Origin of the sequence: Blastococcus sp. CCUG 61487, assembly GCF_005222955.1 — a bacterium.
Taxonomy (GTDB): Bacteria; Actinomycetota; Actinomycetes; order Mycobacteriales; family Geodermatophilaceae; genus Blastococcus.
In genome coordinates this window covers 1-1,394 of record NZ_LWUA01000030.1, presented here as the reverse complement: position 1 = coordinate 1,394, position 1,394 = coordinate 1, and the positions used below count along the sequence as shown (strand labels likewise).

The 1,394-nt window shown below is 76.0% G+C and carries 1 protein-coding gene; it reads right to left on the bottom strand.

Annotated elements, in window-relative coordinates; translation table 11 throughout:
- A partial coding sequence (pabB, locus tag A6V29_RS03095) for an aminodeoxychorismate synthase component I (RefSeq protein ID WP_249932969.1) occupies positions 1 to 1,394 on the bottom strand: 1,394 nt, incomplete at both ends.

Below are 1,394 nucleotides of genomic sequence, written 5' to 3'. Positions count from 1 at the left end.
ACGCGTCGTCGGCGTCCACCGGCTCCCTGTCCACCGCGAGGCGCACCGGCCCGTGCCCAGGTGCCGGAGGCGGCAGCACCTCGACGGTCACGGCCCCGTCGCGCCGCAGCAGCAGCCGCACGCGGGCCGGCGCCGGATCGGCGGCCACCGCGGCGAGCCGCCGGCGGATCTCGTCGGTGTCCAGCGCGAACCCGAAGTAGGCGGCGGAGTCGGCCAGCCGGGCCAGGTGCCGCTCCAGGTTGCGGACCGTGCCGCCGGCGCGGGCCATCGTCTCCAGCAGCGCGAACTCCTCGTAGGGGCGCGTGAGGATCGCCGCCTTCGCCAGTAGCTCCGCGTGCTCGGCCTCCGGATCGGAGGACCAGGTGATCCCGCCGCCGGTGCCGTAGACGGCGGTGCCGGTGGCGCGGTCCACCGTCACCGTCCGGATCGCCACGTTGAACCGGGCCCGGAACGCCTCGCCGGGCGGGGCGACCACCCCGACCGCCCCGCAGTAGACCCCGCGCGGCTCGCCCTCGAGGTCGCGGATCAGCTCCATGGTCCGCTGCTTGGGGGCGCCGGTGACCGAGCCGGAGGGGAACAGCGCCCGGAACACGTCGACCAGCCCCACACCGGGCCGCGGCCGCGCGACCACGTCGGAGGTGAGTTGCCAGACGGTCTCGTACCGCTCGGCGCGGAACAGCTGCGGGACGTCGACGCTGCCGATCTCGGCGATCCGGCCGAGGTCGTTGCGCAGCAGGTCGACGATCATCAGGTTCTCGGCGCGCTCCTTCGCGCTGTCCAGCAGCGTCCGGCGCGCGGCGTCGTCCTCGGCGGTGGTGGCACCCCGGCGGGCGGTGCCCTTCATCGGCCGGGTCACCAGCCGGTCGCCGGTCCAGTCGAGGAACAGCTCGGGGCTCGCGCTGGCGATCACGTGCGAGCCGATGTCCAGGTAGCCCGACCAGGCGCCGCGCTGCCCGCAGGCGAGATCGGCGTAGAGCTGCTCGAGGTCCCCGGTGGCCGGCGCGCGCATCCGCGCGGTCAGGTTCACCTGGTAGGCGTCGCCCGCGGCGATCGCGGCACGGACCCGGTCGACGGCGTCCCGATGTTCCTCGGGCGTCCAGCCCCGCTCCCACGGTCCGACGGCGTAGTCCCGGTCGCGGCCGGGCGGAGGTGCGATGGGGGGAACGGCGGCCGGCCGGTCGGCGAGCCCGAACACGGCCAACGGCAGGGAGTTCTCCGCCGGCACCACGGCCAGGCCGGGATCCAGCCCCGCGGCGGCCTCGTACGCCAGGTAGCCGAACGCCCAGGCGCCGCCGGCGGTCGCTCGCTCCACCTCCGCGAGCACGGGCACGACATCGGCGGGCTCCCGGGCGACGAGCGCCCGTGAGGTCGCGGGGAAGGCGAGCGCGGTGCCG